The 23,952-nt window shown below is 68.4% G+C and carries 20 protein-coding genes; 8 read left to right on the forward strand and 12 right to left on the reverse strand.

The window, feature by feature from the left end; genetic code table 11:
• Positions 1–15 precede the first annotated feature (15 nt).
• From AJAP_RS22065 to AJAP_RS22080, 4 genes are all read right to left on the reverse strand, one after another.
• On the reverse strand, positions 16–906 hold the full coding sequence (locus AJAP_RS22065) for an AraC family transcriptional regulator (RefSeq protein ID WP_038514863.1): 891 nt from the start codon (positions 904–906) through the stop codon (positions 16–18).
• A gap of 10 nt (positions 907–916) precedes the next feature.
• Positions 917–1,972 (reverse strand): LLM class flavin-dependent oxidoreductase, encoded by a 1,056-nt coding sequence (locus AJAP_RS22070; RefSeq protein ID WP_038514866.1) that lies wholly within the window; start codon positions 1,970–1,972, stop codon positions 917–919.
• Positions 1,973–2,033: 61 nt separating this feature from the next.
• Complete coding sequence (locus tag AJAP_RS22075; RefSeq protein WP_038514869.1) at positions 2,034–2,645, reverse strand: SecDF P1 head subdomain-containing protein; 612 nt, start codon at positions 2,643–2,645, stop codon at positions 2,034–2,036.
• A gap of 24 nt (positions 2,646–2,669) precedes the next feature.
• A complete protein-coding gene (locus AJAP_RS22080) occupies positions 2,670–3,659 on the reverse strand; it encodes a YbhB/YbcL family Raf kinase inhibitor-like protein (protein ID WP_038514872.1) in 990 nt (329 codons plus the stop codon).
• Between the two features lie 76 nt (positions 3,660–3,735).
• Here AJAP_RS22080 and AJAP_RS22085 point away from each other — a divergent pair, with 76 nt between their 5' ends.
• A complete protein-coding gene (locus AJAP_RS22085) occupies positions 3,736–4,368 on the forward strand; it encodes a GntR family transcriptional regulator (RefSeq protein ID WP_202965590.1) in 633 nt (210 codons plus the stop codon).
• A gap of 139 nt (positions 4,369–4,507) precedes the next feature.
• A complete protein-coding gene (locus AJAP_RS22090; RefSeq protein WP_228694548.1) occupies positions 4,508–7,186 on the forward strand; it encodes a beta-N-acetylglucosaminidase domain-containing protein in 2,679 nt (892 codons plus the stop codon).
• On the opposite strand, the gene AJAP_RS22095 is transcribed toward AJAP_RS22090, so the two are convergent.
• The 4 genes from AJAP_RS22095 to AJAP_RS22110 form a co-directional block, all read right to left on the reverse strand.
• Positions 7,167–8,051: a hypothetical protein gene (locus tag AJAP_RS22095; protein WP_038514880.1), complete on the reverse strand. Its 885-nt coding sequence runs from the start codon at positions 8,049–8,051 to the stop codon at positions 7,167–7,169. The genes AJAP_RS22090 and AJAP_RS22095 overlap by 20 nt on opposite strands.
• A gap of 13 nt (positions 8,052–8,064) precedes the next feature.
• Positions 8,065–9,360, reverse strand: a complete 1,296-nt coding sequence (locus tag AJAP_RS22100) for a choice-of-anchor B family protein (RefSeq protein WP_038514883.1) — start codon at positions 9,358–9,360, stop codon at positions 8,065–8,067.
• Between the two features lie 178 nt (positions 9,361–9,538).
• Positions 9,539–10,123, reverse strand: a complete 585-nt coding sequence (locus AJAP_RS22105) for a hypothetical protein (protein WP_148311545.1) — start codon at positions 10,121–10,123, stop codon at positions 9,539–9,541.
• 111 nt (positions 10,124–10,234) lie between these two features.
• Positions 10,235–11,488, reverse strand: a complete 1,254-nt coding sequence (locus AJAP_RS22110; protein ID WP_038514888.1) for an HNH endonuclease signature motif containing protein — start codon at positions 11,486–11,488, stop codon at positions 10,235–10,237.
• A gap of 268 nt (positions 11,489–11,756) precedes the next feature.
• Between AJAP_RS22110 and AJAP_RS22115 the strand changes: the two genes are divergently transcribed.
• Positions 11,757–12,362 (forward strand): hypothetical protein, encoded by a 606-nt coding sequence (locus AJAP_RS22115; protein ID WP_038514890.1) that lies wholly within the window; start codon positions 11,757–11,759, stop codon positions 12,360–12,362.
• Positions 12,363–12,410: 48 nt separating this feature from the next.
• On the opposite strand, the gene AJAP_RS22120 is transcribed toward AJAP_RS22115, so the two are convergent.
• Complete coding sequence (locus tag AJAP_RS22120; RefSeq protein WP_038514893.1) at positions 12,411–13,010, reverse strand: TetR/AcrR family transcriptional regulator; 600 nt, start codon at positions 13,008–13,010, stop codon at positions 12,411–12,413.
• Positions 13,011–13,175: 165 nt separating this feature from the next.
• Between AJAP_RS22120 and AJAP_RS22125 the strand changes: the two genes are divergently transcribed.
• The 3 genes from AJAP_RS22125 to AJAP_RS22135 are packed head-to-tail and all read left to right on the forward strand — an operon-like array spanning position 13,176 to position 16,664.
• The gene (locus AJAP_RS22125) at positions 13,176–13,964 is read left to right on the forward strand and encodes an SDR family NAD(P)-dependent oxidoreductase (protein ID WP_038523608.1); all 789 of its coding nucleotides are present in this window, start codon (positions 13,176–13,178) and stop codon (positions 13,962–13,964) included.
• Positions 13,965–13,990: 26 nt separating this feature from the next.
• The gene (locus tag AJAP_RS22130; protein ID WP_038523611.1) at positions 13,991–15,118 is read left to right on the forward strand and encodes a DUF5938 domain-containing protein; all 1,128 of its coding nucleotides are present in this window, start codon (positions 13,991–13,993) and stop codon (positions 15,116–15,118) included.
• A 16-nt stretch (positions 15,119–15,134) separates the two neighbouring features.
• On the forward strand, positions 15,135–16,664 hold the full coding sequence (locus AJAP_RS22135) for an AMP-binding protein (RefSeq protein WP_038514896.1): 1,530 nt from the start codon (positions 15,135–15,137) through the stop codon (positions 16,662–16,664).
• On the opposite strand, the gene AJAP_RS22140 is transcribed toward AJAP_RS22135, so the two are convergent.
• A complete protein-coding gene (locus AJAP_RS22140) occupies positions 16,661–17,566 on the reverse strand; it encodes an Lrp/AsnC family transcriptional regulator (RefSeq protein ID WP_038514898.1) in 906 nt (301 codons plus the stop codon). The genes AJAP_RS22135 and AJAP_RS22140 overlap by 4 nt on opposite strands.
• Positions 17,567–17,777: 211 nt before the next feature.
• On the opposite strand from AJAP_RS22140, the gene AJAP_RS22145 reads away from it, so the two are divergent.
• Entirely contained in the window at positions 17,778–19,439 is a 1,662-nt protein-coding gene (locus AJAP_RS22145; protein ID WP_038514901.1) for an amidohydrolase, read from the forward strand.
• Positions 19,436–20,716, forward strand: coding sequence for an MFS transporter (locus tag AJAP_RS22150; protein WP_038514903.1), 1,281 nt, complete (start codon positions 19,436–19,438; stop codon positions 20,714–20,716). The genes AJAP_RS22145 and AJAP_RS22150 overlap by 4 nt, the downstream gene beginning before the upstream one ends.
• On the opposite strand, the gene AJAP_RS22155 is transcribed toward AJAP_RS22150, so the two are convergent.
• Together AJAP_RS22155 and AJAP_RS22160 are read right to left on the reverse strand one after the other, a co-directional pair.
• Positions 20,713–22,287 (reverse strand): succinic semialdehyde dehydrogenase, encoded by a 1,575-nt coding sequence (locus tag AJAP_RS22155; RefSeq protein WP_038514906.1) that lies wholly within the window; start codon positions 22,285–22,287, stop codon positions 20,713–20,715. The genes AJAP_RS22150 and AJAP_RS22155 overlap by 4 nt on opposite strands.
• Before the next feature lie 13 nt (positions 22,288–22,300).
• Positions 22,301–23,929: a GMC family oxidoreductase gene (locus tag AJAP_RS22160; RefSeq protein ID WP_038514909.1), complete on the reverse strand. Its 1,629-nt coding sequence runs from the start codon at positions 23,927–23,929 to the stop codon at positions 22,301–22,303.
• Positions 23,930–23,952: the final 23 nt, after the last annotated feature.

A 23,952-nucleotide genomic window follows, 5' to 3' on the forward strand; every position in this document is an offset into this window, starting at 1 on the left:
ATTGCGCCGCGGTGATCAGGAATTGCGGTACTCCGAGGGCCGCGATCCGGTGTGCTTCAGGAAAGCGGCCGACAGGGCGCCGGGGGTGGCGAACCCGCACCTTCCCGCGATGGCGGCGATCGGGAGATCGGTGCCCCGCAACAGCCTTCGCGCCTCCTCGATCCGGAGCCCGCCGAGGAAACGGTGCGGTGTCTCACCGGTCTTCTCCTTGAAGACCCGGATGAAGTGGTAGACGCTCAGATGTACCTCGCCGGCGATTTCGGCGACGCTGAGCGGATCGGCCAGGCGGTCACGCATCATCGCGACGGCCGCGCGGACCCGGTCGTCCTCCCGGCCAGCGCTTGGCGGGCCCGGCTTCCGCGCATGCCGGGTGAGCAGGTGCACGGTGAGGAAGGCGGCCGCGGATTCGGCGTAGAGGTCGTCGTCCTCGCTCGCGTTCCCGACCGCCCGGACCAGCTCGTCGAGCAGCGGATCACCCTCGGCCACGGACGCCGCCATCGCCTCGTGGTCCACCGCGCGGCCGCCGAGCCGCGCGGCGACCGATTCCACCGTCGTGCCCGGGATGTGCACCTGCAGGCTGCGCATCGCTTCGTCCCCGCGATAGCGGCGCCGCAGGGGCTTGCCGGGAACGGCGAGTTCGAGCCGTCCCGGCCCCCATTCGTGCCGGTTCCACCGGCCTTCGCCGCGGGTCTCCATCACCGCCCGCCCCGAAAGCGGCAGGACCAGATGCAGATCCGCGACGGCCGGCAGGCGCATGTCCTCCGCGACGGGAACGTGCTCGAACCGCTGGACGAGCAGCGACTCCCAGCCGGAATCCTCCCAGCTGCAATAGGTCCGCCGGACATAGCGGGCCATGTCGAAACCGAGGTAGGGCTGAAGGTCGAATCGCGCGGAATCGAACACCACGGCTTCGACCCTAACCGAGCAGTTCCTTCACCCGCGGGACGACCTGCTCGCCGTAGAGCCGGATGGAGTTCAGGCGCTGCTCGTGCGGAAGCGCGCCGACGCTGTACTTGAGCTGGAACCGCGAGAGGCCCAGCGTCCGCACCGCCCAGGCGATCTTCCGCGCGACGGTCTCGGGAGAGCCGACGAACAGCGCGCCACGCGGGCCCGCCATGACGTCGTAGTCGGCCCGGGACATCGGACCCCAACCGCGCTCGGCGCCGATCTTGGCGAAAGCGGCCTGGTGGTGCGAGAAGTGCTGCGAGACGGCCAGTTCGTCGGTCTCGGCGATGTGGCCGGGGCTGTGCATCGAGATCGGGAGCTCCTGGTGGCCCGCCTCCTTCAGCGCGCGCCGGTACAGGTCGGCGAGCGGGGTGAACCGCTCCGGCGACCCACCGATCACCGCCATCACCAGCGGCAGGCCGTACGCCGCCGCGCGGACGACCGACTGCGGGGTGCCGCCGACGCCGACCCACGCGGGCAGGCTGCCGGATTCGGTGACCGGGAAGGCCTGCGCGCCTTCGAGGGCCGGGCGGACCGTCCCGGACCAGTCGACCGGCTTCTCCTCCTGCAGATGCGTGAACAGGTCGAGCTTCTCGGCGAACAGCGCTTCGTAGTCCTCGAGCGAGTACCCGAACAACGGGAACGACTCGGTGAACGAGCCACGGCCGAGCGTGACCTCCGCGCGTCCCCGGGAAACCGCGTCCAGCGTGGCGAACCGCTCGTACACGCGCACCGGGTCGTCCGAGCTGAGCACCGTGACCGCCGTGCCCAGCCGGATCCGTTCGGTCCGACCCGCGATCGCGGCCAGCACGACGTCCGGCGAGGACACCGCCATCTCCGCGCGGTGGTGTTCGCCGACGCCCAAGTAGTCCACGCCCACCTGGTCGGCGAGGACACCCTCGGCCACGACCTCGCGGATGGCTTCGGCCTGGCTCACCGGCTGGCCGTTCGCGTCGTTCCCGACGTCGCCGAACGTGTCCAGGCCGAAGGTCGGCGCCTGCGGGGTGCCCAGGATCTCGTAACCCATGTCCAACTCCTCAAGTAGTTGAACGCTCAAACGTCGGGTGCGGTGATCGTATTCCGCGGGCTCAGCCGCCGGCGATGTCGCGCGCCAGCCGACGCGCGTCGTCCATGGTGAACTTGCCGGTGATCTGGGTTTCCCCGCCGGTGATGGCCGACTGGATCGACGGCGCGGTCAGCACCCGGCTCTTCAGCACCATCGCGACCTGCTTGCCGACGTTCGCCGCGGTCCAGTCGGCCCATGTCCGCGCGCCCGCGTCGGTGAAGCTGAGCCCGATGAGCGGACCCCCGGATTGTGTGTCGAGGCGAGCGTTCGCCCGGCTGAGGTCGGCTCCGGTGAGGAACGCCGGGCCGAGCAGGTATTTCGTGCCCTGCACACGGTCGCAGCTGACCAGCGGGAGCGCCGGGTCGTCGCGGCCGTCCAGCGGATCCTGCCCCTCCGAACAGTCCAACGCCGCCGCGGCGGCCTGCTGTGCGGCGGGATCCGTGCTCTGGCGGTCGGTCGCCGCGCCCGTCGCCGGGCCGGGCGGGAGTTCCGCCAGGACCGGACGGAACCGCAGCCGCGACCCGTCCTTGATCGCGAAACTGTCGCCTTCGGGTTCGGCTTGACCGGAAACCCCGCCCTGGCAACCGGTGACACCGAGCAGGACGAGGGCGATCGCTACGAGGATGTTCCGCACCGGGACATTCTGTCGTGTTCGGCGTCAGCGCGTGGGTGAATCGCCTCGACGCCGCACGGTCCGCTCGAGAATCCCGAGCGTGGCCTTGAGCGAGGACTCGGGAACCACCGGGAAGGTGATGCGGTTCTTCCACTCCTCGCTCACCTCCGACCAGTCGTAGTACGACGTGACGAGGGTGCCGCCCTCGGCGGGCTCCAGCCGGTAGCCGTAGATGTGCCGGGCATGCGGCCGGATCCGGCCCTCCACGGTCCAGGCGATCTCCTCGCCAGGAACGAGCGTGGTGATGACGACCTCGACGTCGTACTTGCCTAAGGGCACGTCCCCGAGCGCTTCCCGGTCCATGTGGACCACGAACCGGTCGCCCGCCCGCTCGACCGGATCGCCTTCCGCGTCGATGAGCATTCCCGACGCGTCGATGTCGACATGTCCCTGCGGATCGCTCAAGACCGCGAAGATCGCGTCCGCGGAGGCGGGGACGAGCCGGGAGACCTCGATGCGTTCGGGGCCAGGGGTTTCCGACGTGGCGACCAGGACCGCGCGACCGAGAACATGCGAGGCCATGGTGAAGCCGAGAAAGGCGGGCGTGCAGTCCGCCGGGACGCCGAGCGACTCGACGTCGAGGGCGTGCACCACGACGAAATAGCGGTGCACGCCGTGCCCGGCGGGCGGCGCCGCACCGAGGAAGCGGGCGAGACGGGCGTCGTTGGGTACCTGGATGGCGCCTTCGGGCAGCCCGGAGCCGGCGTCGTCACCGGCGCCTTCGGGCAGTTCCGTGACGGCGGCGGGGATGTCGGCGACCGCCCAGTGCCAGAAACCGGAGCCGGTCGGCGCGTCGGGGTCGTAGACGGTGACGGCGTAGCTCTTGGTGCCACGCGGAGCACCGCTCCAGCTCAGCTGCGGTGAGACGTCCTTCCCGGCCAGCTGTTCGGGTGACCAGGCGGCGCCGTCGGCGACAGAAGCACTGGTGACGGTGAAGGAGGCCACCTCAGGAAGCCTCGCGAAGGGATCGTTCATAAATCGACCATAACATAAATAATCGATTATCTGCCCGTTCGTCTATGCTCCGAAGATGGCTTCACCGGACAAGCAGATGCTCTCCGAGCAGGTGTACACCCGCCTGCGGGACGCGATCATGCGCGGCGACCACGCCCCCGGCGCCGCGCTCAAACCGCAGGACCTCGCCAAGGAACACGGCGTGAGCCTGGCGGTCGTCCGGGAGGCACTCGTCCGCGTGGTCGGCGACGGCCTCGCCGACCGGCTCCCCAACCGCGGCTTCGCCGTCCCCGCCTTCTCCGATCGGCGCTGGCAGGAGATCACGGAAGCCCGCCGGACCATCGAGCCGCTCGTCCTGCGCCTCTCCGTCGAACGCGGCGACCTCGACTGGGAGGCCCGCGTCCGCGCCGCCCATCACCGGCTGAGCCGGACGCCGCCGTTCGTTCCCGAAGAAGGCGAATACCTCAGCGCCGCGTGGTCGGAAGCCCATCGCGTCTTCCACCGCACCCTGCTCGACGGCTGCGGGAACCCCGTCCTGCTGGAGACGTTCGACCGGATGTGGACCGCGAGCGAACTGGCCCGCCGCTGGGCGGCGCACCGCGCTCCCGGCCGCGATCACCTCGCCGAACACCGCCTGCTGGAGGAGACGGCGCTCGCGCGCGACGCCGACGCGGCGGCCGAGGCGCTGACCCGGCATCTCACCCTGACCGCCGCCGCCTTGACCGAGTAGCCATCGGTCCGGTCGGAAAATCACCCGGACCGACCTAGCCCAGGTCATCGCATCGGGTGTTTGCTTGCTCACAGAACGTCGTTGATCGACGATTTGGGGGCCGCCGATGTCCTTCCGATGGGTATTCCGACTCATTCCGGTGACGCTGCTCGTGACCGCGGTGGCGGTGGCCGTCCCCGCACCGGCGAGCGCGGCTCCCGCCCCTCCCCTGGCCCAGGTATGGCCGACACCCCAGCAAGTGACGCCACTAGCGGGGCAGGTGACCATCCCGCGCACCGTCGTCGAAGTCGTCGGAGCGGCCACCGATCCGTCCGCGCTCGCCGTCGTGGACCAGGTTCTCCGCGCGGCGGGCGCGAGCACGATCGTCAAGGTCACCGACAACGATCAGGTCGCCGTCGACCGGGAACGCGGAAACGGCGGCCTCGTCGTCTTCGTCGGCGGCCCCACCGAAAGCAGGGCGACCGCACTGGCTCTCGCGGCGCTCCGCCTCAAAGGTCCGGAAGGTCTGGCCCCCGGCGGCTACGTCCTCGCCGCCGACCGCGGCGTGATCGCACTGTCCGGTGTGGACACTTCGGGGACGTTCTACGCGGCGCAGTCGTTCCGGCAGCTGTTCGCTTCCGGCACGAGCGGCGCGTTCGGCATCCGTGACTGGCCAGCGGCCCCGCTGCGCGGAGTGATCGAGGGCTTCTACGGCGCGCCGTGGTCGCACGCCGACCGGCTGGCACAGCTGGACTTCTACGGCCGCACCAAACAGAACATGTACGTCTACTCGCCCAAGGACGACCCGTTCCTGCGCGCCCGCTGGCGCGACCAGTACCCGCCGGAACAGCTCGCCCTGCTCTCGCAGCTGGTGAGCCGCGCCGACGCGAACCACGTCGAGTTCACCTACGCCCTCTCCCCCGGCCTTTCCGTGTGCTACTCCTCCGACGCCGACAAGACCGCACTGGTCACGAAGTTCCAGTCGCTGTGGGACATCGGCGTGCGGTCGTTCGCCATCCCGCTCGACGACATCTCCTACACCCGCTGGAACTGCGACGCCGACGCCGCGAAGTTCGGCACCGGTGGCGCGGCCGCGGGCGCGGCACAGTCGTTCCTGCTCAACCGCGTTCAGCAGGACTTCATCGCGACGCACCCCGGTGTCGAGCGGCTGCAGACCGTCCCGACCGAGTACTACGACCTCGCCGACTCGCCGTACAAGACCGCGCTGCGCACCCAGCTCGACAAGGCGGTGATCGTCGAGTGGACCGGCGTCGGCGTGATCGCCGGGCAGATCACCGAAAAGCAGGCCCGGCAGGCGAAAGAGGTCTTCGGGCACGACATCCTGATCTGGGACAACTACCCGGTCAACGACTACATCACCGAACGTCTGCTGCTCGGCCCGTACATCGGCCGCGAGCCCGGCGTCGCGAAGTACCTCTCCGGGATCACCGCGAACCCGATGGTGCAGGCCGAGGCGTCCAAGATCGCCGAGTTCACCTCCGGCGACTTCCTGTGGAACCCGGACCGGTACGACCCCGACAAGTCGTGGCTCGCCGCCATCGCCGACCTCGGCGGACCGGCCGCCCCCGCGCTGAAGGTGTTCGCGGAGAACAACTATTCGAGTCTGCTCGTCCGCCTCGAAACCGGGAAACCCGATCTGGATTCACCGGTGCTGCGGCCGCTGCTGGCCGCCTTCTGGGCCGCGCTGGAGAAGAAGGATCCGTGGGAGGCGGCCGCGAAACTGGATCGCTACCTGACGTCGATGGCCTCCGATCCCGAAGATCTGCGGCGCGGCATGGCGTCGAATCCGAAGTTCCTCGCGGAGGTCGGACCGTGGCTCGACCAGGTCGGGCTCTACGGTCAGGCCGGCAGGCACGCGGTGCGGATGCTGCTGGCCCAGGTCGACGGCGACGGCGCGAAGGCCTGGGCGGAACGCGGCGAGCTCGTCTCCGCGCTCAAGCAGGCGCAGGCGATCCGCGTCCCGACCTCGCGGGGCCCGCGCAACCCGAGCACCTGCACGGGAGTCTGCGTGCCGTTCCTCGACAGCGCGCTGGCCACGGCCGACCGCTGGTTCGGCCTGCCCGGGATCCGGCCGCGGCCGACGACGTCGCTCGGCACCTACACCGACAACGTCCCCGCCCGGATGGTCGACGGCGACCCCGAGACCTACTACTGGAGCGACTGGGCACCCCGGATCGGCGCCACCATCGGGGTCGACCTCGGCTCCGCGCAGCGGGTGTCCCATGTGGACATCCTGATGGGGAAGCCGACCAGCCCGGACGACTACGTCCACGCCGGCGTCCTCGAATATTCCACCGACGGCACCCAGTGGACGACCGTGAAGACGGTCACCGAGCCGGTGATCTCGGCCGATCTCCCCGAGGGCGCCGAGGCGCGGTATGTCCGCATCCGCACGACCGGCGCCCAGACCTTCTGGGTCGTGGTCCGCGAGTTCACCGTGTCCACACCGGACAGTCCGAAGTACACCGTCACCGGCACCCCGGCGGGGTCGAACCTGGCCGCGGCGGCGGACAACAACGCCGATTCGCTGTACGCGGCGGCGTCGGCGCCGATGGCGGGCGACGCGCTCGTCGTCACCGGCGTCGCGCCGAAACCGCTGAGCAAGGTCGTCGTCCTGGCGGCGGACGCCGGTGCGGGCGCCGACGTCCAGGTCGCGGATTCGGCGGGCGGCTGGCGGACGATCGGCCGGATGTCGGGCGGCTACACGGAACTGCCTGCCGACGGCGTCACGACCGACAAGGTCCGGCTCCTCTGGTCACCGGGAGGCGCGGCACCGAAGATCGCGGAGGTGGTCCCGGTCAGTCCACCGCGACCGTGATCGCGGCCGTGTGCACCCGCCCGCCGTGGGAGAACTCGAGGAACAGCCGGTACTCCCCGCGTTCCGAGAACAGGGAGTTGAAGGTCAGCTCGCCGCCGGCCAGCGCCACACCGAGCGGCTGGACCGGATGCAGATGCGTGGCCGACAGCAGCATGCTGTGGAATCCGGTCATATGGCCGTTGGCACCCAGATGCGGGTCGACCGCGGTGAGGAGCGCGCCGTCCGGGCCGCGGAGGGCGAACCGGAGGACCTGCGCCCGCATCGACGGGATCCGGGCCGCCCCGTCGACCCGCGTCACCCGGTATCCCGTGGCCGTCACGGTGTCGCCCGCCGGAGCGGGCACCGGCACGAAGGTGGTGTCACCGGGCACGGTGAACGGGACACCGAGCACCACCGGATGCTTCGGATCCTTCGTGTCGAGCGGCACGAACTCGGCGAACATCCGGTAGGCGCCGCCGTCGGTCAGCTCGAGGTTCGTGTGCCAGGTGTCCCCGTCCAGCCTCGGATGCACGTGCTGGAAGACGTTCATGTCGTCGCGCACGGCGAAGAAGTGCATCTGCTTGGTCTGGTTGTCCAGGAACCGGGTCACCGGCCGCCCGTCGGGCCCGAGGATCCGGAACGCGACCGGTACCTCGGGACCCCGCACGGCGGGAATGGTGACCCGCTCGAACCGGTAGCCGCTTTCCGCCTCCGACAGCCCGTCGCTGTGGGCGGCCTGAAGCAGATCCGCCGTCACCACAGGCTGTTGCCGGTGAGCCGAATGCGCGGAGCCCGGTGCCGGCCGGAGGGCCACGAAGACCGCGGCCGTGCCGATCACCAAGGCCAGCGCGAGGAACAACCAATCCGTGAGCCGGGGTTTGCGCACGCCTTGCCCCCGGTCACTTGCCGCCGAGGTTCGGCTTCACCACGACCAGGCCCTGCTCGATACCGTTGACGATGACGATGCCGCTGGAGAAGTACGGGTAGTTGCTCCACGCCCCGTTGAAGTTCGCCGCGTTGCCCGCCGGGTAGATGTCGAAGTAGCCGACCTCGGACAACTTCGCCGAAGCGACCCCGCTGACGTCCAGGATGCGCAGACCGGCCTGGTAGTTCGCCTGGTAGGAGTACTGGCCCTTGATGTACTGGTTGTGGTCGATGGCGGTGGCGGGCGAACTGTAGACGCCGGTGTGCACGGGGGCGGACAGCTTGGCCAGGTCCCAGACGTAGGTCTTGGTGCGCTTGTCGGTGCCGCGCGACTCGTCCAGTTCGTCGTCGAGCAGGAAGTAGCGCTGATCGCCGGTCAGCCAGCCCTGGTGCGAGTACTGCGCGCCCGAGTAGCCCTTGCGCGAGATCTGGATCGGCCTGGCCTTGTCGGTGACATCGACGATGGTCAGCGTGTCCTCGTTGGCGTTGAAGCAGATTTCCTTGCCCGTGTACGCCGTGTCCGGTCCGCGGTAGACGACGCACTGGGTGTCGTGGGTGTAGCCGTCCTGGGAAACGCAGCCAGCCTTGGCCGGGGCCTTCGGGTTCTGGATGTTGACGATGTGCGGCCCGCCGCTGCAGGTGTTGGAGCCGATCGCGTAGGCGAAACCGGTCTCCTCGTTGATCGCGATGTTGTGCGCGGGACCGAATTCCTTGTACAGCGCGTCGGCCGTGAAGGTCTGCGGTGTCGTGACGGTGCGCAGCCTGGTCAGGTCGAACACCTGCATCCCGTGCCCGGTGATGAAGTCGGCCACGATGAACGCGTGGTTCTTGTACACCTTCATGTCCCGCCACGAACTGCTGCCGCCGTTGGAGGGCAGGTTGCCGAGGAACTTCGGCGAGGTCGGGACGCTCAGGTCGACGAACGCGGTGCCGTTGGTCCGCCCGACGATGGCGTATTCCTTGCCGGACGACGGATCGGTCCAGCCCCAGATGTCGTTGCCGTTGCCGCCGCCGAGACCGGAGAGGGGCAGCACGCTGAGCAGGTCGACGTTCTTGCACGGGTATTTGTCGGCCTTGCCGTTGACACACGGAACCCCCGCCGCGGTGCCCGTGACGGCATGCCGCTCGGCCGGGACGTGGTCGGCCATGAAGGTCCGGGCCGCCGCCTGTCCCTCCGCCGTCTCCGGATCGTGCGCGGACGCCGCGGTCATCGACAACACCAACGCGGAGGCCGTCAGCACGGCCAACCCCATCATCCGCACGAGTTTCATCCGAGGCTCCTCACCGGGTCGCGGTCGGCCTCCGACGATATGGGCACCCACTCCCGGTGTATCCCGTCGAACGTATGGGGCTTTTAACCGTTTATGAGCGGACTGGGGGCGCTTGTCTCCTCCTCTGCAGTGCGCAGCGCAGGCAAGTCTGGGACCGAGCCCAGTGCGGCGGTGTCGGTCAGGAGGACTCGGATCGTTCTGTTGCGTGGCCAGTGAGGTCTTCCGGTTCGGTACCGAGGACTTGTCTGGTGGTCCCGGCGAACGCTCGCACCAGACCGAGCAGGGGCGCGGTGTCCACCGAGTGCCCGTCCAGGAGACAGGAGAGGCTCTCCGCGAATACGCGAATCAGCTCTGTGGCCTGGTCACGGACATCGGCGGGACCTACGACACCCAACGGCGCGTAGAGGTCTCTGGCAGTCGCGGCGAGGTCGAGAAGGCGCTCACGCCGTGCTCGGTCGAGTTCGGCACCGTCTCGAAGCTTGTCGCCGGCGTATCTCATTTCCACCCGCAAGTTCGAGATCGCGGCGAGAAAGGCCGTGTAGATCCGAAGACGTTGATCACGCCAGTATCGCTCGGTCTCGAGTTCACGCTCCTCGGTCCACCGCCGCCGTTCCCGGGCCCAACGCACGTCTTCCCGGGCTTGCTCTCGGCGCCAGCGCCGATCTTCACGATGAGCATTGACGAACTGGCCCGCGACCACGCCGATGATCCCCAACAGCGCCACTGCCAGTGGTGTCCAGAGCGGCACCTGACCACCTTGCATGACCCCATTCTAGGTGCTGACGTCTTATTCATGGGTGTCACGAGTGATGCTTCGCCGCCTGCGGGCATGACGAAGGGCCCGTCGCCGGCGTGGCCGACGGGCTCCTCGGGTTCAGACGTGGTGCAGGGTGTTACGCCGAGGTTTTCGGAGTGGGTCCCTGTACTGGGGTGGAATGAACTCCGGTAGCCCATCGGCCGCCACGCGTACTTCCCAGTCACCGTGGTGAATCAGCCGATGATGGAAACCACACAGCAGCACCAGATTCCGAAGATCCGTCGGCCCGCCGTCTGCCCAGTGCTCAATATGATGAGCGTGGCAATTCTTGGGTTTCCGATGACACCCGGGGAAGGCGCAGCCACCGTCACGAATGTTCAACGCACGTCGCTGACCTGGGGTGACGAACCGTCTCAGGCGCCCCATATCCAGCGGCTCACCCGAGGCACCCATCACGACCGGCACCATCAGGCAATCACAGGCCGCTAGCCGAGCTTCCCGCGCCGACATGGTCCCCACGAAGTCGAGACACGCAGTCCCGAGACCCGACTTCAGTTCCTCAAGTCCGACGGTGACATGCACGAGGGTCCGGTAGCCGCTGGTGCCGGGCTGGTCCGGGCACGCGATCGCCAGGTCGAGGAGCTCGGCCCAGGCGTCTCCCATGCGCTCGCACTTCATCCGCAGATCCGCCTGGCCGAACTCGTCCACTGGCCGCGGCTGGGCGTGTGCTTCCAGGGCGGCGGCCGTGCGTGCGCCGGTCTCGTCATCGAGAAGGCCGGTGAGTTTCCAGAAGCCGTCCTTGCGCCGCTCCAGGGTGATCTCGCGGCGTGGCTCCTTCGGCTCGGGATCTTTGGGTTCGTTGCCGTCGGGGTTGAGCAAGTCCTGCAGGTTCGCCTCGGCCTTGGCGAGCTGCCGGGGACCGGCGTTCGGGGCGAGGTTGGCGAGGATCTGCTCCGCGCCCGCCCGATCCTCAGCCGAAATCTCGGCAGGAAGGTTCTTCAAGATCTCCAGGATCTGATCAATCCGCTCATCCCCGACCAACCCCAGAGCCGCGACCGCAGCAGTCGCGGGAGCGACCGGCGGAACCTCCGTGCCATCCAACGCCCGGGTGGGGTTCAACGCGATGGCCCGCTTCACGATCGGACCCGCCTCACCCCGCGACAACCCCGCGATCTCCGCGAGCCAGCTCGCCGTACTGCCATGCCCGTACAAGTCTTTGGCGCCCCGAGACTCGATCTCCGCCAGAAACCGCCCCAGACAGGCGGTCGCTATCCGGATCACCTGCAAAGCGTGCTGCACGCCATGGGCAAGCTCCAGCTTGCCAGCGCGCCACAGCTCCTGCGGCAACTCGGGAAGGAAGGTCTCGGACACCTCATAAGAATACCATTAATCGAACACATGTACGAATGTGAAGGAGTTTCGAAGGAGGATTCAAGAATTGGGTCACCACCGGATTCCCGGCAGACCACTGGTGTTCTCGGCGTCACCACCGACCACTCGAACTCCAAGAACAAACCGAAACTCCAGTAAGCGCTTTCTGCTAACATCGGCCCCACTCACCGGATCTCAGGGAATCTCCCCGATGCGCCGACCACGAACCGAAGCGAGAGTGAACCGACACAAAGGAGAACAGCACGCAGTGACATCACCCGCAGCACAGCTCGCATCAGCCCTCAGCACGACCATCGAGGAGAAAACCGCACGAGGCTCAACCGACCGACTGCCACCCACCCAAGGCTGGCATCCCGGCGCCAGAATCGGCGCCACGGCCGAGCTCGGCGCGCTCCTCGCCTACAACGACGACGGATCCGCCGGCATCTGCAACCTCGAGAACGGCCGCGGCACGTGGCTGAACCTGCAACCCCAAAACCGAAAACAAGACCAAGACCAACGCCCGTACGCGGTCTGGCGCTGGATGGCCGCCTACAACGGCCGGCCCGCCTGCCTGCTGGGACGCCTCGCCCCCGGAGCGGCCAGACTGGAGCTCCACGCGAGCGACGGCACAGTAGCCGAAGCCGACGTCGTGGACGGCACCTTCGCCGCCGAAATAGCCGTGGACATGGTCAGCCTCCGCCACGCGCGGGAAAGGCTAGAAGCCCATGAAGCCGCTTCCACGGAAGGCCGCGCGGAGTTCGAGCGGCTGATGGCCGACTCGCGGTCGGAAATGACAAAGCTCAAGGTCCGGGTCTACGACAGCGCCGGAACCCTTCTCTACGACGGCGCGGCGATCAACACCACCGACTAGCAGCAAGCCGTTCGATGGGCTCCACCTCCAGGAGCCCATCGAACGGACTTACGAGACCAGCCGCCGGAGCAACGACCCGGCGTCCTCGGCGAGACCGTCGGCGAGATGGTGCAGCAGCGCCTGCTGGAACAGGCCGTCGAAAGCCGCGTAAGCGACCTGCTGCGTCACGACGGGCGAAGCGTCGGCGAGTTCGGCATAGCGCTCTACGACCCGCCAGATCATCGCCTGCCGTTGAGTGTCGATCTCGAGCACGTCGGCGCGGAACGCGGCCTCGAACAGGCTCTGATTCCGCAGGTCGTACCACAGCCGGTGCATCACGGCGTCGGCCCGCAGCGTGCCCGCCATCGCCTCGCCGAATCCCCGCTCCAGTTCCTCGGCCGAACGCGCCATGGCCACGACCTCGTCGTAGCGGGTCACGCACACTTCCTCGAACTTGCGGACCGCATAGGTCAGCAGTTCCACCTTGTCGGTGAAGTAGTAGTGCAGCACCCCGTGCGAGAAGTTCGACTTCTGCGCGATCTCCCGCAGGCTCGTCCTCGCGTACCCCAGCTCGGACAGCGCCTGCAGCGCGGACTCCGCCAGTTCCGCCCGTCGCTGGGCGAACTTGTCCACGCTCCGGCGTGCGATCCGCTCGCTCGTCTCGGTCACCACGAGTTCCTGTCCGGTCCGGGAGCCCGCGCCTGCCGCGGGGTCCCACAGTCTAGCTTCGCGGATATCTTGACGACTGTCCAAGAAAATCTTGACGACTGTCCAAAACTGGCTCAGGATGTGACCCACACCGCAACCGCGGACCGTCTCAAGGAGGAGAAGTCCATGGGTTCGTACGACCTTTCGGGCCGAAAAGCCCTGGTCACAGGTGGCGCGCAGGGCCTGGGCGCCGGAATGGCCGAAGCGCTGGCACAGGCGGGCGCCTCGGTGGTCATCGGCGACGTCCAGGAGGATCTCGGGCGCGCCACCGCCGACAAGCTCGACGCGGGCTTCGTCCGGCTCGACGTCACCGACGAACAGAGCTGGGAGCAGGCGGTCGACGCGGTCATCGGCGAACTCGGCGGGCTGGACATCGTGGTGAACAACGCCGGCGTCGAGATCACCGGGCTCGTCGCCGACCTCGACCCCGCCGACGTGCGCAAGATGCTCGACGTCAACGTCCTGGGCACTGCCCTCGGCGTGAAGCACGCCTTCCGCGCGATGCGGCCCGGCGGTCCCGCGGGCGCCGGTGGCGCCGTCGTGAACATCGCCTCGGTCGCCGCGACCATCGCCTTCCCCGGCATCGCCGGCTATTCGGCGACGAAATCGGCGGTCGACCGGCTCACCAGGGTCGCCGCCATGGAGGCCGGGAAACTCGGCTACGGCGTGCGCGTCAACTGCGTCTACCCCGGCCTCGTCCCCACCCAGATGGGTAATCAGCTCGCGCAGGACGTCGTCGAGGTCGGCCTGTTCCCCAGCGTCGAGGACGCGATCGGCGCGGTCGTCGCGCAAACCCCCGCCGGGCGGCTCGGCGAGGTCGCGGACATGGCCGACGCCGTCGTGTTCCTCGCCTCCGACGCCGCCCGCTTCATCACCGGCGCCGGGCTCCCGGTCGACGGCGGAATGGGCATGTGACCAGCACGAACCCGAAAGGAATCACCATGAGCAGCCCCAAACCCGTCGTGGTCTACGGCGCCTCCGGCTACACCGGACGGCTGATCTGCGAGTACCTGCGCGAGTACAACGTCCCGTTCATCGCCGCCGGCCGGGACAAGGCCCGCATCCAGGAGGCGATCGACCACGTTCCCGGCCTCGACACCATCGATCACGAGGTCGTCGAGGTCTCGCACGACGTCGAAGCGCTCACCGAACTGTTCCGCGACGCCAAGGTCGTGTGCAACACCGTCGGCCCGTTCAGCGAGTACGGCCACGAGGTCGTCGAAGCCTGCCTGCGCACCGGAACGCATTACCTCGACACCACCGGCGAACAGGACTGGCTGATCGCCTCCGAGGAACGCTACGGCGCGCAGATGGCCGAGAAGGGCCTGCTGCTCTCCCCCGGTATCGCGCAGATGTACACCACCGGCGAGATCGCGGCGAACCTGTGCCTGGAGACACCGGGACTGGACACTTTGGACATCCTGGTGTTCTGGAAGGGCTATCCCACAGTCGCTTCGACGAAGACCATCCTGGTCAACGCCGCGCTGTCCGCCGCGTACTACCTCGAACAGAACGAGTACCGACCCTGGCCCGCCGACGGCGGACTGCAGGACGTCACCGTGCCCGGCCATCACGAAACCGGGCTTGCCCTGCCCTGGGGCGGCACCTCGCATCCGGTCTGGTTCAAGAACGACGCGCGCGTGGCCAACGTCAAGGCCGTCGGCGGCGTCTTCGACCGCGCGCTCATGCAGGGGGTACCGCAGATCGTCGCGGCCGTCCTGGAACAGGTGAAAGACCTGCCGCTGGACGAGAAGATGCGTGTGCTGGCGGAGCAGGCCGCCGCGGTGCGCGACGAGATGCCGCCGCGGGAGAACCAGCGGCTCAACACCTCGCTGGATTCGGTGCACGCCTCGGGGCCGTTGGGCCGCGCGCACTGTGTCATCCACGGGACCTGCAACTACAAGCAGACCGGGTTGATGCAGGCTTACGGCGCCTACTCGCTGCTTCAGCAGCCGCCGAAGCGCGTGGGGTTCGCCTCCGGGTGCCAGGCTTTCGGCCACCGCGAACTGCTCGGCGTGCTACGAAGCTTCGGGCTGGTTTCGAATCCGGTCTTGACCGTCCACGACTGACCGGAAGGACGAGCGCGTGCGACTGACCGACTACCTCGACAAGGGCGCTTCACTCGATCCGGCGGCGCCCTGCCTCACCATGGGCGACACGTCCCTCAGCTACGGCGAAGTCCAAAAGCTGTCGTGGCAGGTGGGGCGGGCGCTGGCCCGGTCCGGTGTCAAGCCGGGCGACAAGGTGGCGATCCTGTCCGGGAACGATCCCCTGTCGTTCGGCTGTGTCTTCGGGATCAGCCGGGCCGGTGCCGTGTGGTGCCCGGTCAACCCGCGCAACGAGGCCGCCGAGAACAGGGAACTGCTCGACCTGTTCGACTGCACCTGCCTCCTGGTGCAGGAGTCGTTCGCACCGCTCGTCTCCCGAATGCTCCCCGACCTGCCGAAACTGTCCACAGTGGTCTGTCTCGACGGCACGATGCCCGGCGCCGTCCCGTTTTCCGACTGGATCGACAGCGCCGATCCTTGGGAGGAAACCCCGCCGGACGATATGGTCCTGCTGGTCGGCACCGGCGGCACCACCGGCCACCCCAAGGCGGTGATGCTCAGCGGCACCAACGTGGAGACGATGTCGGCGCTCACGCTGATGAGCTACCCGTTCACCGGCCGCCCGCGTTATCTGGCGCTGGCGCCGCTGACCCACGCGGCGGGCGTGCTCTGTTTCCCGGTCCTGACTCTCGGCGGCGAGATCGTCGTCATGCCCTCGCCGGACCTCGGCGAATTCCTCGCGCTGGTGGAACGCCGCCGCATCACGCACACCTTCCTGCCACCGACACTGATCTACCTGCTGCTCGACAATCCGGCGCTGGACGCCGCCGATCTGTCGTCGCTGCAATGCCTTTGGTACGGCGCCGCGCCGATGTCGGCCACCAAACTCGCCGAAGCGATCACCCGGATCGGCCCGGTCTTCGGGCAGTTGTTCGGGCAGAGCGAAGCCCCCATGATGGTCTCCACCCTCGCCCCCGCCGAGCACGTCCATCCCGATGGATCCCTTGCCCTGGAACGGTTCACGTCGGCCGGTAAGCCCACCCCGCTCACCCAGGTCGCGATCATGTCCGACACCGGCGAACTGCTCCCGCCCGGCGAACGCGGCGAGATCGTCGTCCGCGGTTCGCTGGTGATGCTCGGTTACTACAAGAATCCGGACGCGACGGCGGAGGCGAGCGCGCACGGCTGGCATCACACGGGCGACATCGGCTATCTCGACGACGACCATTACCTCTACATCGTCGACCGCGCCAAGGACATGATCATCACCGGCGGTTTCAACGTCTATTCGGCCGAGGTCGAACAGGCACTCATGGCGCACGAAGCGGTGCAGGACTGCGCCGTGATCGGGCTGCCGCACGAGAAATGGGGCGAGCAGATCACCGCCGTGGTCCAGCTCCACTCCGGGAGAACGGCGGCGGCGCAAGAGCTCCGCGCCGCGGTCAAGGAGCGGCTGGGCAGCATCAAGACGCCGAAGGAGATCCTGGTCTGGCCGGATCTCCCCCGATCCAAGATCGGTAAGGTGCTCAAGACCGAGATCCGGAAAGCCTTGCTGGACAACGCTTAGCGCCGCGCAAGCTCCTCCGCGGTCGGCAGCGGCCACTCGTAGCGTTCCTTGGCGATGCGGAGGTGGACCCACGTCTCCGCGGTCACGACGTCGGGCCTGCCGCTGATCTCTTCGAGCGCCCGGTCGAGGGCTCGGGCGGACTGCGCGGCGATGGTGGCGACGACGTCGAACCGGCCGATGGTCCTGGCGAGGAACTCGGTGTCTTCCCGCGCGGCGAGCGCGGCGGTCACGGAATCCCCGGCTCCCCGCACGTTCAGGCCGATCCCGCAGACGAGACCGGCGTCCGGCCGGGCACGGCTGAGCACCGGCGCGATGCGGATGACGTCGTGTTCGACCAGGAAGCGCACGCGGGTGCGGGTGGCCGACGGCGACAGCCCGACGTGCTCGGCGATACGCGCGTAGCTTTCCCGCCCGTCGGCCTGCAGCCGCAGCATGATCGCGAGATCGCGGTCGTCGAGCCGCAACCAGGGCGGCAGCGGGCGGCCGGGCATGAACAGTCCCTTGACCACGTCCACGTAGACGAGGGTGTTGACCTGCTCCACCTCCGGCAGGCCGCGGATGTCGGCCACCGTGCGATAGAGCTCGGGCGAGTCGGGCAAGCGCAGCTCGGCGACGGTCTGGTGATCCCCGCTCACCGCGGAGACGAACGCCGCGGCGGGCAAGGCCGCGATCGCGTCCGTCGTCGCCTGCGAGCGGCCCGAAGTGCGGATGGCGAGATGCGCGTACGCGGTCAGGCCGAGGAACTCGGGATGGACCGCCGCGACCACGTTCAGCGAGCCGTCGGCCTTGAGTTGCTCCAGCCTGGCCGACACGGCCGACCTCGAAGCCCCGACGCGTTTGGCCAGATCGGCGACGCTCATCCGGCCGTCCGTGCGCAAAGCCGCGACCAGCGCGTCGTCCACGCGATTTCTCCTCTGCTGAATTTCCGACGGCGAGACGCACCATATCACCAGCGGAAACACGGCAAAGACAGCCGAGATTGCGCGTTGTGTTCATGATCGCGTGCAGATCGATCGTGAACACCATCCGTATACGACCGATCTGATTGCGCTGACGGTTTTCGTCGCTTACCTTCGCCCCACTTCACCGTCGAAAACCCCAGGAGTCCGCCCGATGCGCCTGTTGCCCCTCGATCGTTCAGTCCTCGACGCGCGAGCGACGATCCTGCTTCCCGATGAGCTGGTGACCGTCGACGACGCCACCGAAGGCGCCGAAGCGGTACTCGTGTTCGGCGAGGAGATCGCCGCGGTCGGTTCGGTGGACGAATGCCGTGCCCGCGCGGCGGGCCTCGGCCGCCCCGATCCGGAGGTGGGGCGGCTGCCGGGCACGCTCCTGCCGGGATTCGTCGATCCGCACGCGCATCCCTTGATGTACGGGCAGATGATGACCTGGGTCGACTGCGGTCCCGAGCGCGCGTCGACCATCCCCGCCATCGTCGCCCTGCTGCGCGAGGCGGCCGAGAACACCCCGGCGGGCAGGCCCGTCCGCGGTTACGGCTACGAACACCGCAACCTCGCCGAGAAACGCCATCCCCGCAAGGAAGAACTCGACGCGGTCGCCGGCGATCGCGAGGTCTACCTCATGAACGCCAGCGGGCACGGCGGCGTGGTGAACAGCTTCACGTTGCGGCGCAACGGCGTCACCCGGGACACCCCGGATCCCGACGGCGGGGTGTTCTTCCGTGACGAGCACGGCGAACTCACCGGGGAGCTCTCGGACGCCGCGTGCAACATCCTGACCGGGGTCGCCGGGGTGAAGGTCGGACGGCACGGGCCGAACTTCCACCTCGAGGACGAGCCGGAGGAGCACGCGCGGCAGCTGGCCGCGGCGCAGGAGAAGTTCCTCGCCGCCGGGGTGACCGCGATCGGCGACGCCCAGGTCACGCGCCGCGAGTTCGACATGTACCTGCGGCTGGACGAGGCCGGGCGGCTCAAGACACGCGTCCACATGTACTTGCTTTCCCATCTGCTCGACCAGGCCCTGGAAATGGGACTGCACGGCGCTTTCGGCACCACCCGCCTCGCTTTCGCGGGGATCAAGTTCTACGCCGACGGCACGCTCGGCGGCTGGACCGCGTACTTCCCGGACGGCTACGTCGGTGATCCCTGCCGTACTGGGCAGCTCTATCACGACCCGAAGGACTACGCCGCGCTCATCGGCAAGGCCCACGAAGCCGGGCTCCAGACCGCGACCCACGCCCAGTCCCCCGACGCGATCGCCATGGTGCTCGACGCCATCGACGACGCGCAGCAACGTAATCCCCGGCCGGACGCGCGGCACCGCATCGAGCACTGCGGGCTGCCGTCCCCGGAGCAGATCGAGCGGATGGCCGCGCTCGGCGTCCATCCGGTCAACCAGCCGCAGCACTACTACAACTGGGGCGAAGGCGTCACCGACGCCGTCGGGACCCCCGGCGAGCGGTTCAACCCGCTCGGCGAGTTCCAGGCCGCGGGCGTGCCGGTCACGCTGAGCTCGGACGCCCCGGTCGCGGAACCGAATCCGCTCGAAGCCATCCAGACCGCGGTGACCAGGACGACCCGCCGCGGCCACCGGCTGGGCGGCGACGACCTGCTGATCGACGTCCGGTCGGCCGTCGCCGCGCATACGATCGCCGGCGCCCGGGTGCTCGGCCGGGAACGCGACCTCGGCTCGATCACCCCCGGCAAACGCGCGGATTTCGTGCTGCTGGACGAGAATCCCCTGACCTGCGACCCGAGCCGGATCGCGGGCATCGGCGTGCTGGAAACCTGGATCGACGGCGAGGTGGCCCGATGACCGTCCGAACCGACACACAGTCACTCCGCCGTGCCCGCCGGGCCGGGCTCGCGGCCTTCGTCGGCACCACGATCGAGTGGTACGACTTCTACATCTACGCCACGGCCGCGAGCCTCGTCTTCGGCACCGTGTTCTTCCCCGCCACCGGCGACCGGCTGACCGGTGTCGCGGCGGCCTTCGCGACGTACGCCGTCGGGTTCTTCGCGCGGCCGCTCGGCGGCATCGTGTTCGGGCACGTCGGCGACCGGGTCGGCCGCAAGACCGCGCTCGTGATCACGCTGACCATGATGGGCGCGGCGACGTTCCTGGTCGGCTGTCTCCCCGGCTACGGCCAGATCGGCACCTGGGCGCCGATCCTGCTCGTGGTCCTCAGGTTCGTCCAGGGCCTCGCCGTCGGCGGCGAGTGGGGCGGCGCCGTGCTCATGGCCGTCGAACACGCGCCACCGGGCAAGAAGACCTTCTACGGCGCGTTCGCGCAGGCTGGCAACCCCGCCGGCGCGCTGCTGGCCACCGGCCTGTTCAGTCTCCTGAGCACCGGTGGCACGGAATGGCTCGCCACCTGGGGCTGGCGGATCCCCTTCTTCGCGTCCGTGCTGCTCATCGGCGTCGGCCTCATCGTGCGGCTGAAGGTCGAAGAGTCACCGGTCTTCGAGGAAACCGTCGAAGAAACCGGCGTGCCCATCCTGTACGCGGTGCGGACGAACTGGAAGCCGATCCTGCTGGGCATCTGCGTGCTGCCCGTCGCGGTCGGCGGCTACTACCTCGTCACCACCTTCGCGACGGCGTACGCGACCGATCCGGCCGTCGGCGTCTCCGAATCGCTGGTGCTCAACGCGCTCACCATCGCCGCCTTCGTCGAACTGGTCGTCAGTTTCGGCGCGGCCTGGCTCGGCGATCGCTTCGGCCGGGTGCGGGTGGTCGTCATCGGCCTGGTCGGGGTCGCCGTGCTCGCGGCGCCGCAGTTCCTGGTGCTCTCGACCAAGAACGCGGTGCTGATCATCGCGGCGTTCGTCGCGATGCGCCTGGCGATGACGGCGACCTACAGCCCGATCGCCGCCATCCTCTCGCAGATGTTCTGGCCGCGGGCGCGCTACACCAGCATCTCGCTGTCCTATCAGCTCGCGGGCGCGCTGTTCGGCGGCCTCTCGCCGTTGGTGTCGACGCTGCTGTTCCAGGCGACCGGCAGTGTCTGGCCGGCGATCGGTCTGCTGATCGGGATGTGCGTGCTGAGCATCGCCTGTGTGCTGGCCGCGCCTCAGCACACCGACGAGGTCTAGCGGATACGCAAGCGCCGCATGAGTTTCAGGCCGGACAGCATCCCTTCGACGTACTTCTCGTAGGTCTGGCCGCCGCGGGGACCCATGACCTGCTTCTTGAGCACCGCGACGTTCTTGACGTCGGTGTACTTGAGCAGGCCCTGGTCCCCGTGGCGGGCGCCGACGCCGGAGTTCTTGACCCCGCCGGACGGCGTCCCCTTCGAGGCGTACGCGGTGGCCAGGATGTCGTTGATGTTGACGTTGCCGGACTCGATCCGCGCGGCCACGGCACGCGCGGCGCCGACGTCACCGCCCCAGACGGAGGCGTTGAGGCCGTACTCGGTGTCGTTGGCGAGCGCGACGGCTTCGTCGACCGTGCGGTACTTGTGCAGTGCCACAACGGGTCCGAAGGTTTCGGTGACGCCGCAGAGCATGTCCTTCGTGACGCCTTCGAGGATCGTCGGCTCGAAGAACGCCGGGCCGAGGTCGGGCCGCGGTTTCCCTCCACAAAGGACGGTCGCGCCTTTGGCGACGGCGTCGTCGACGTGGGATTTGACCCGGCTCATGTGGTCGACGGAGACGAGCGAACCCATGTCCGGCCCGAAGTCGTACGCGGCGCGGACGTCGAGGGCCTTGGTCTTGGCCACGTACGCGTTCTTGAACTCCTCGTAGCGGGACTCCGGCAGGTAGATCCGCTCGATGTGCATGCAGATCTGCCCGGTGTTGCCGAAAGCGCCGAAGATCGCGCCCTGCACGGTCTCGTCCGGATCGGCGTCTTCGAGCACGATCATCGGGTTCTTGCCGCCGAGTTCGAGGCAGCAGCCGATGAGGTTGCGGCCCGCCTGTTCGCCGATCACCCGGCCGGTGGCGGTGGAACCGGTGAACATCACGTAGTTCGCCTGGCCGATGAGCGTGGGGCCGACGTCGGGGCCCTCGCCGCACACCACCTGGAACAGCCCCTTCGGCAGCCCGGCCTGCTCCAGCAGCTCGACGCCGTAGAGCGGGGACAGCGCGGTCTTGTTGTCTGGCTTCAGCACCACCGCGTTCCCGGCCATCAGCGCCGGGACGGCGTCGGAAATGCCCGTGGCGAACGGGAAGTTCCACGGCGCGATGATCCCGACCACGCCCTTGGGCTGCCGGATCTCGGTGGACGTCGTCAGGAACGGGACCGGTCCCCCGCGTTTCGCCGGCGCCAGCAGTTTGGCGGCCCGCGTGAGGTAATGGCTCATCACCATCGCCGGATCGCAGGTCTCCTCGATGGCCATCCGGCGGTTCTTGCCGCTCTCGACCTGGATGAGGTCGGTGACGGCCGGCGCGTTGTCGACGAAGAGCGTGTGCGCGCGTTTGAACACCTCCAGCCGCCGCTTGAGCGGGGTGGCGGCCCACTTCTCCTGCGCGGCGCGGGCCGTGGTGAACGCCTGCTCGATGTCGGCGGGCGTCGACTGGGGTAGCTCGACGAGCACCTCGCCGGTGTAGACCTCGGTGAGTTTCCAGGTCACGCCGGACGAGCCCGGCACGCGGGCGACGAGCCGTTGGAGGAACGCGTCGGTCACCGACGCCGGACGGGTGAGCGCGAGCGGTGTGACGGTCATGGCCCTCTTTCCGTCAGTTGTCCGAAAGGACGAGCTGCGCGCCCATCTCGCCGATCATGATGGCGGGCGCGTTGGTGTTGCCACCGGTGATCGACGGCATGATCGAGGCGTCGCAGACCCGCAGGCCCTCGACCCCGCGGACCCTGAGGTCGGGACTCACGACCGCGAGCTCGTCCACGCCCATCCGGCAGGTGCCGACACCGTGGTAGACCGAGGTCGCGCGGTTCAGGATCGCGTCGCGCAGTTCCTGACCCTGCAGCGCTTTGCCCGGGTGCAGCTCCTCCTTGATCGAGCCGTTGAACGCCTTCGATGCGAAGATCTCGCGGACCATCTCCGAGCCCTCACCGAGCACCTCGAGATCGCCCGGATCGGACAGGTACTGCGGGTCGATGAGCGGCGCCGCCGTGGGATCGGCCGAAGCGAGACGCAGTGTGCCGCGGCTCCTCGGGTAGATCAGCGTCGTGAGCACGGTGAGCGCGGGCCGTTTGTCGACGTCGTGGCGGATGGGCGCGTCCTGATTCGGCGTCACGTACGCCCACGGCAGGAGATGCAGCTGGAGGTCGGGCACCTCGGCGGCCTGGGAGGTCTTGAGGAAGGCGACCGCCTCGAAGACCGAGTTCGCCAGGAACGTCGTCCCGGGCCGCATCAGTTCGCTGACGAGGCCACGCGCGAAGTACGGCGGCGTGCCCCTGTTCTTGCTCGACGACGCGCGGAAGGTCAGCGCGTGGAACATGTGGTCGTGCAGGTTGTCCCCGACCGGCAGATCCGCGACGACGTCGATGCCGTGTTCCTTCAGGTGCTCGGCGTGCCCGATCCCGGACAGCATCAGCAACTGCGCGGATCCGACGAAGCCCGCCGAGAGGATGACCTCCTTGCCCGCGCGCAGGATGCGCTGCCCGCCGTTCGCGTCGACGACCTCGACACCGACGGCGCGGCCGTTCTCGATGACCACCTTCTTCGCCAGCACGCCGGACTGGACCTGCAGCGTGGCGGGCGCGAGATGGTGGATGTAACCGCGCGAGGCGCTGTAGCGCAGGCCGTCGGCGGCGTTCTGCTGCATCCGGCTGACACCCTCTTGGGACTCGGCGTTGTAGTCGTCGAGGATGTCGCAGCCGATCGCGTCGGCGGTCGCCTGGAGGAACTGGAGCGTGCCCTCCTGCGGGGTCTTGTTGCGGGTGACCCGGATCGGCCCGCCCGCACCGCGGAAGTCGTTCTCGCCGTCCTCGAAGTCCTCCATCCGCTTGTACGCGGCGTTGACGCTGTCGGCGTCCCAGCCCTTGTTGCCCTCGGCGGCCCAGGAGTCGAAGTTGGCGCGGTTGCCGCGCACGTAGACCATCCCGTTGATGGAGCTGGAGCCGCCGACCACCTTGCCGCGCGGCACCGGCATCCGGCGATCGAGAACGTGTTTCTGCGGCACCGAGTAGTAGCCCCAGTCGAACGGCTTCTTGAGCTGGGGCACCGCGTGCATCGGGCCGACCAGACCCGGCTTCTTGACGAGCATCTTCTCGTCCGTCTTACCCGCTTCGAGCAGGATCACGCTGGCCCCGGCCTCCGCCAGCCTGCCCGCGATCGCGGCGCCCGAGCTGCCCGATCCGACGACCACGTAGTCGGCCTCGTCGCCGCGCGCAGCCCTGTTCGCCATGTCCGCTCCTCGGTCGCCCACCG

The organism is Amycolatopsis japonica (assembly GCF_000732925.1).
Taxonomy (GTDB): Bacteria; Actinomycetota; Actinomycetes; order Mycobacteriales; family Pseudonocardiaceae; genus Amycolatopsis; species Amycolatopsis japonica.

Excerpts from the sequence above, each read along its gene's own strand:
- AJAP_RS22125 (WP_038523608.1), top strand. The coding sequence starts at position 13,176 with ATGGGTTCGTACGACCTTTCGGGCCGAAAAGCCCTGGTCACAGGTGGC.
- AJAP_RS22085 (WP_202965590.1), top strand. The coding sequence starts at position 3,736 with ATGCTCTCCGAGCAGGTGTACACCCGCCTGCGGGACGCGATCATGCGC.
- AJAP_RS22145 (WP_038514901.1), top strand. The coding sequence starts at position 17,778 with ATGCGCCTGTTGCCCCTCGATCGTTCAGTCCTCGACGCGCGAGCGACG.
- AJAP_RS22100 (WP_038514883.1), bottom strand. The coding sequence starts at position 9,360 with ATGAAACTCGTGCGGATGATGGGGTTGGCCGTGCTGACGGCCTCCGCG.
- AJAP_RS22105 (WP_148311545.1), bottom strand. The coding sequence starts at position 10,123 with ATGCAAGGTGGTCAGGTGCCGCTCTGGACACCACTGGCAGTGGCGCTG.
- AJAP_RS22130 (WP_038523611.1), top strand. The coding sequence starts at position 13,991 with ATGAGCAGCCCCAAACCCGTCGTGGTCTACGGCGCCTCCGGCTACACC.
- AJAP_RS22150 (WP_038514903.1), top strand. The coding sequence starts at position 19,436 with ATGACCGTCCGAACCGACACACAGTCACTCCGCCGTGCCCGCCGGGCC.
- AJAP_RS22080 (WP_038514872.1), bottom strand. The coding sequence starts at position 3,659 with ATGAACGATCCCTTCGCGAGGCTTCCTGAGGTGGCCTCCTTCACCGTC.
- AJAP_RS22070 (WP_038514866.1), bottom strand. The coding sequence starts at position 1,972 with ATGGGTTACGAGATCCTGGGCACCCCGCAGGCGCCGACCTTCGGCCTG.
- AJAP_RS22160 (WP_038514909.1), bottom strand. The coding sequence starts at position 23,929 with ATGGCGAACAGGGCTGCGCGCGGCGACGAGGCCGACTACGTGGTCGTC.
- AJAP_RS22155 (WP_038514906.1), bottom strand. The coding sequence starts at position 22,287 with ATGACCGTCACACCGCTCGCGCTCACCCGTCCGGCGTCGGTGACCGAC.